The organism is Streptomyces sp. FH025 (assembly GCF_017427025.1).
Taxonomy (GTDB): Bacteria; Actinomycetota; Actinomycetes; order Streptomycetales; family Streptomycetaceae; genus Kitasatospora.
In genome coordinates this window covers 1-5,599 of record NZ_JAFLNG010000521.1, presented here as the reverse complement: position 1 = coordinate 5,599, position 5,599 = coordinate 1, and the positions used below count along the sequence as shown (strand labels likewise).

The 5,599-nt window shown below is 76.9% G+C and carries 5 protein-coding genes; all 5 read right to left on the bottom strand.

Annotation, left to right across the window (positions count from 1 at the left end):
- A partial coding sequence (locus J0670_RS28345) for a GNAT family N-acetyltransferase (protein ID WP_207814538.1) occupies window positions 1-1,109 on the bottom strand: 1,109 nt, incomplete at its 3' end.
- The gene (locus J0670_RS28340; protein WP_207814537.1) at window positions 1,106-1,954 is read right to left on the bottom strand and encodes a Wzz/FepE/Etk N-terminal domain-containing protein; all 849 of its coding nucleotides are present in this window, start codon (window positions 1,952-1,954) and stop codon (window positions 1,106-1,108) included. The genes J0670_RS28340 and J0670_RS28345, both read right to left, overlap by 4 nt.
- Window positions 1,955-1,999: 45 nt before the next feature.
- Window positions 2,000-3,115: a glycosyltransferase gene (locus J0670_RS28335; protein ID WP_207814536.1), complete on the bottom strand. Its 1,116-nt coding sequence runs from the start codon at window positions 3,113-3,115 to the stop codon at window positions 2,000-2,002.
- A complete protein-coding gene (locus J0670_RS28330) occupies window positions 3,112-3,963 on the bottom strand; it encodes a polysaccharide deacetylase family protein (protein WP_207814535.1) in 852 nt (283 codons plus the stop codon). Before J0670_RS28330 ends, J0670_RS28335 begins: the two co-directional genes overlap by 4 nt.
- Window positions 3,953-5,599 (bottom strand): murein biosynthesis integral membrane protein MurJ (murJ, locus tag J0670_RS28325; RefSeq protein ID WP_207814534.1); only part of this gene is annotated, 1,647 nt, incomplete at its 5' end. The genes murJ and J0670_RS28330, both read right to left, overlap by 11 nt.

Below are 5,599 nucleotides of genomic sequence, written 5' to 3'. Positions count from 1 at the left end.
CTCAGCACGTCCGCCGCCGCCTGCCGGACCCGCACCGCCCCCGCCCGGACGACCGCGGCCGGGGCCGCCCCCGCCGGGCCCAGCAGCAGCCGCTGGTTGGCGAGCCGGTCCGGGCGCCAGCGCTGCTTGTACGGCTCCTGACCCCGCAGCAGGCCGAGCAACGGGACGCCCGCGCCGACCGTCTCGTCCAGGGCGGCGCTGAACAGCAGCCCGGCGATGTCCAGCCGCTCGCGCAGCACCGGGTGCGCGCCGTACATGTACAGCCCGCCGAAGGACGGACAGAGCAGCAGCAGGTTCACCGCGACCAGTTCGCCGTCCAGGTGGAACCGGTGGACAGCGGCCCGGCCGGTGGCGACCAGCCCGGTGGTGGACTCGGTCAGGTGCCGGGCGAAGCGCTCGGTGCGGTGCTCGGGGGTGACGCCACGCTCCTGCCACTGGAGGAAGTGCAGCCGCAGCAGCCCCTCCAGCGCGGCGGGCACCTCGGCCACCGGCGTGGTGCGCACCTGCACCCCGGCCTCGGCGATCTTGCGCAGCTTCACCCGGCTCCGCTGGGCGGTCTTGCCGGGCACCCGCTTGAGCAACCGCTCCATCGGGACGGCCGGGAGGTACTGGCAGAGCGAGTCCCGGTAGCGGCGCCGGGCCCCGTGCCACTGCGCGTACACCCGCTGCACCGCCGCCTCGGGGTGCACCTCGCGCAGCTCCAGCCAGTGCCAGGGGCGGGTGAGCGGCAGGGCGGCGGCGAACTCGGCGGCGGCCCGGTCGGCGCACTCGTCGTCGAGCAGGACGTCGCTGTAGTCGGCCAGCCCGGCGCCGAGGCCGGTCAGGCCGCCGAACGGGCCGCCGCGCCGCATGAAGGCGCCCGCGCCGACCAGCCGGCCGTTCCGTCGGACCAGCACCACCAGCAGCGCGCCGGGGCGGCCGTAGTGGCGCCACCAGGAGCGCTGCCAGTCGGCGGCCTGGAAGAAGGTGGCGGTCCGGCAGCGGGCGGCCAGGTCGTCCCACTCCTCGGCGAGGGTGTCCAGCGCGTCGTCCTCGCGGCGCAGCTCGGTGGTCCAGGCCGGCGCGGCCGCCTGGACCGGAAGGCGGGCTGCGCGGGCCTCGGTGCTCATCGTTCGCTCCCGGCGGCGGCCTTCTCCTTCACCGGGGGCTCCGGCGACGACTCGGGCCCGGTCCCGGCCCCGGTCCCGCTGTCCGCCTCGGCCCGGGGCTCCTGCGGCTCCTTCGCCTCGACCGGCTGCTCCTCGGTGCGCTGGCGCGGCGGGGCCGGGGTCTCCGCTCCGGACGGCTCCGGCGCCGACGGCGCCTCGGCGGCGGGCTCGGCGGCGGGCACCTCGGCCACCGGCTCAGCGGCAGCGGGCTCAGAGGCGGCGGGTACCTCGGCCACCGGCTCGGCGGCCAGGCCCCGGCGCCGGGTCATCATCACCAGCGACCCGAGCAGCACCCCCGCCGCCGCGCCGACCGCCACGTCCAGCTTGCCCGAGGGCGTGGTCGGCCTGTCCGGCGCGGCGGCCGGGGCCAGTGTCACCAGCCGGACGTTGGTGTCCTTGCTGCTGGTGTTGGCGAAGGCGACGAGCGACTCCGCCACCGCGTCGGCGGTCCGGGCGGCGTCCCGGGCGCGCCTCCCGGTGCCGCTGATCTCGATCATCGGGGCGTCCGGGGAGGTCGTCCCGTGCACCAGGGCCGCCAGCTGGACCCGGGTGCGGCCGGTCTCGGCGGCGGCGGCCGCGAGCACCTGCGGCTGGCCCACCAGCCGCCCGTACGCCTGCGCGAAGTTGGTCGCGGTCGTGGACTCCCCCGGGTTCTGCGGCGCCACGAGGACGTAGGCGGTGGCGGTGTACGAGGGGTGCGAGACGACGGCGTACCCGGCGCCGGCCGCGGCGCCCAGCGGCACCGCGAGCGCCACCGGCCACCAGCGGCGGACCAGGCGGCGGGCGCTTCGGCGCGGTGTGGTCATGGTGTGGCTCCTTGGGTCTGGTACGGCGGTTCCGGTGGCGGGCGGTCAGACGCGGGCCAGCCGGTCGTAGAGGGCGCCCAGGTCGGCGGCGACCCGGGCGATGTCGTAGTGGCCGACGGCCGGCGGGTGCGGCAGCGGGTCGGCGGTGTGGCCGCTCAGTTGCCGCAGGTCGCGCAGCGCGGCGGTGTACGCGGCGGGCTCGGAGGGGATCCGGCGGGCCTGCGGGGCGGCGCTGGGCGGCAGTTCGTCGAGCGCGGGGCAGGCGCTGTGCCGCACCGGCAGTCCGGCGGCGAGGCCCTCCAGCACGCCGAGGCCGAAGGTCTCCGCGGTCGAGGGGGCGGCCAGCACGTCCATGGCGGCCAGCAGGTCGGGGACGTCGTCGCGCTCACCGGTGAGCACCAGCCTTTCCCGGACGCCGAGTTCGACGGCCCGGCGCTCCAGCGCGGCGCGCTCGGGGCCTTCCCCGACCAGCACCAGCCGGGTGGCCGGGTCGAGGTCGGCCAGTGCCTCCACCAGCACCTCGAAGCGCTTGCCGGGAGCCAGCCGGCCGACCCCGCCGACCACCCAGCCGCCCTCCGGCAGGCCTAGTTCGGCCCGCACCCGGCGGCGGGTGGCGGAGCGCTCGGCGAGCGGGCGGGCGTAACCGGCGGCGTCGATGCCGTTCGGGATCAGCTCGATCCGGGCCGGCGGGACGCCCCAGGAGCGCAGCGTCTGGGCGACCTGCCGGGAGACCGCGATGGTGGTGCTGCCGAGCCGTTCGGCCGCCAGGTAGAGGCCCTTGACGCCCCGGGTGACCGGTCGGCCCTCGATCACCCCGGCGTGCAGCGAGTGCTCGGTGGAGACCACCGCCCGCACCCCGGCCAGCCGGGCGGCCAGCCGGCCGTACAGCTGCGCCCGGTAGAGGTGGGTGTGCACCAGGTCGTAGCGGCCGGCCCGGACCAGCCGGACCAGCCGGGGCAGCGCGCCGAGGTCGCGGTTGCCGCGCATGCCGAGGTGGTGCACGGTCACGCCGTCGGCGCGCAACGCCCGGGCCACCGCGCCGGGGTTGGTCAGCGCGAGCACCTCGCAGCGCTGGTGCGGCGGCAAGTGCCGCAGCAGCAGGTGGAGTTGGCGCTCGGCGCCGCCGGAGGCGAGCCCGGTGACGATGTGCAGGACCCTCACGGCCTGGTCCCCCTCCGCCCGCCCCGCAGCCGGGCGACGGCGTCGCGCAGCCGGTGGCGGCCGCGCTTGGCGCGCAGCCGCCAGGCGCCGTCGCGGGCGCCGACGTAGCAGCGCGGCAGGGCGAAGGTGCCGGTGAGCGGGGAGTGCTCGATGGCGCAGGCGTAGTCGTACCCGGCGTCGCGCACGGCCTGGGTGGCGGACAGGTCGACGGCGCCGTACGGGTAGCAGAAGCCGGTGACCGGACCGCCGACGACCTCCTCCAGCAGCCGCCGGCTCTCCCGGGTCTGCGTCGCGAGGGTCTCGGCGGACAGGCCGGGAAGCGCCTGGTGGCTGAGGCCGTGCGAGCCGATCTCCCAGCCGGCGGCGGCGAGTTCGGTGACCTCCTGGACGGTGAGGAGCTCCTTGCGCGGGCCCTCGGTGTCCCAGCCGTTGTCCTGGCCGAGCAGGTCGGCGACCACGTACGCGGTCGCGGTGAAGCCGTACGCCTGCAGGATCGGTACGGCGTACCGGGCGAAGTCCGCGTAGCCGTCGTCGAAGGTCAGCCCGACCAGCCCGTCGTCCCGGCCGAGTTCGCGGGCCCGGATCAACTCGCGGACCGAGACCCCGCGCCGCCCGCGCCGGTGCAGCCAGGCGATCTGCTCGGCGAACCGCTCGGGGCTGACGGTCAGTTGGTACGGGTCCTCCTCCTCGACCGCCACCGAGTGGTACATCAGGATCCACGGCCAGGAGGCGCCGGGTGCGGCCGGTTCGCCGGCCGGGCGGCGGCTCCTGGGCAGTCGCGCCCGGGCGGGCGGGGCGTTGGTGACGCCCGCCCGGGCCGAACGGACGGTCCCCCGTTCATTGTCCATGGGGAAGCTTCCCTTCATCGGCGGCGGTTGGCGGGTTCGGGGCGAGCCTGCGCCGGGTGACGGCCAGGAGCGGGGCGCGCACCTCGCGGGCACCGAGGACGGTGCCGAGAGCGGCGAAGACCAGCGCCACGGTGAGGCCCCCGAGGACGGTCGAGAGCAGCGGGTCGACGGCCAGGTCGGCGACGACGCCGCCGAGCACGGTGGCCCCGGCCGCGGCGGCGACCAGCCGGCCGTGGCCGCTGAGCACCCGGCGCAGCCGCAGCGGGATGCCGCGCAGCACCAGGCCGTGCAGCAGCAGCACGGCGGTGGCGGTGATCCCGGCCGCGTTGCCGGCCGCCAGTCCCAGGGCGCCGAAGCCGGGTGTGGCGAGCAGGCCGACGGCGACGGTGACGCCGAGGCCGAGCACCATCGCGGCGACCGGGTACCAGTCCAGCAGCCGGCGGCCGCCGTCCTCGGTGCCCGGGTCGTCGGCCCGGCGGACCACCGGGCGCAGCGAGAAGTACGGGCGGATCATCACGCCGAGCAGCGCCTGGGCCGGCAGGCCGAAGCTGTACACCCGGATGACGGCGGCGGTGGCGGCGGTGTCCAGGGGGCCGAAGGCGCCGCGCTCGAACAGCAGCGAGACCACCGAGGGCGCGCAGGCCATCAGGAAGGCGGTGCCCAGCAGGACGACCGCCGCCGCCTGGCCGAGGTCCTTCTCGACCCGGTCGCGGGCGGCGGTGAGGTCCCCGGCGGCGAGCGCCCGGGCGACCAGCGGGAAGGTGACGGTGCAGATCAGGATGCCCGCCGTCATGGCGAGTTGGGAGACCTTGGCGGCGTAGTTGAGGTGCGAGATGGTGCCGGGCGGCAGCGCCGAGCCGAGGTAGCGCTCGACGAAGACCTGTGACTGGCGGGTCAGGGTGAAGGCCGCCACCGGCAGCAGGGCGAGCGGCATCAGCACCAGCGTGTCGCGGGAGCGCCGGCCGCGACCGGCCGCGGCCCGGCCCCCGCGCAGTCGGCGCAGGAACGGGCCGACCAGCAGACCCGCCATCAGCAGGCTGCCGAGCGCGACGCCGAGGGCGGCGGAGCGGACGCCGAGGACGGAGTGGAAGCCGAGCAGCAGGGCCAGGATGCCGAGGTTGTAGGCGACGTAGATCCCGGCCGGGGCGGTGAAGCGGTGGTGCGCGCGCAGGGCGGCGGCCAGGTAGCCGGCCACGCCGAAGGGCAGCACGGTGATCGCGGTGATCCGGGTGCAGGAGACGGCGAGACCGGGGTCCCGGAGCCCGGGGGCGAGCAGGTCGACCAGCCGGGGGGCGCCGAGGGCGGCGGCCAGGGCGAGCCCGGTGAGGGCGAGCAGCAGCCAGGGCAGGGTGGCGCGGACCAGCTGGCGGACCGGGTCGGGGGCGTCCGGGTCCTCCTCCCGCAGGACCAGGGCGAGCGCGAAGGCGGGCACCATGAGGAAGGACATGGCGTCCTCGATCAGCAGCGGCGCGGCCGTCTCCGGGACGGTCCAGGCGACCAGGAAGGCGTCGGTGCCCTGGTTCGCGCCGAAGTAGCGGGCGAGCAGCAGGTCGCGCAGCAGGCCGAGGCCGGAGCCGGCCGCGCTGAGCAGGGCGGTGATGCCGAAGGCCTTGGCGAGGAAGCCGCGCCGGGGCGC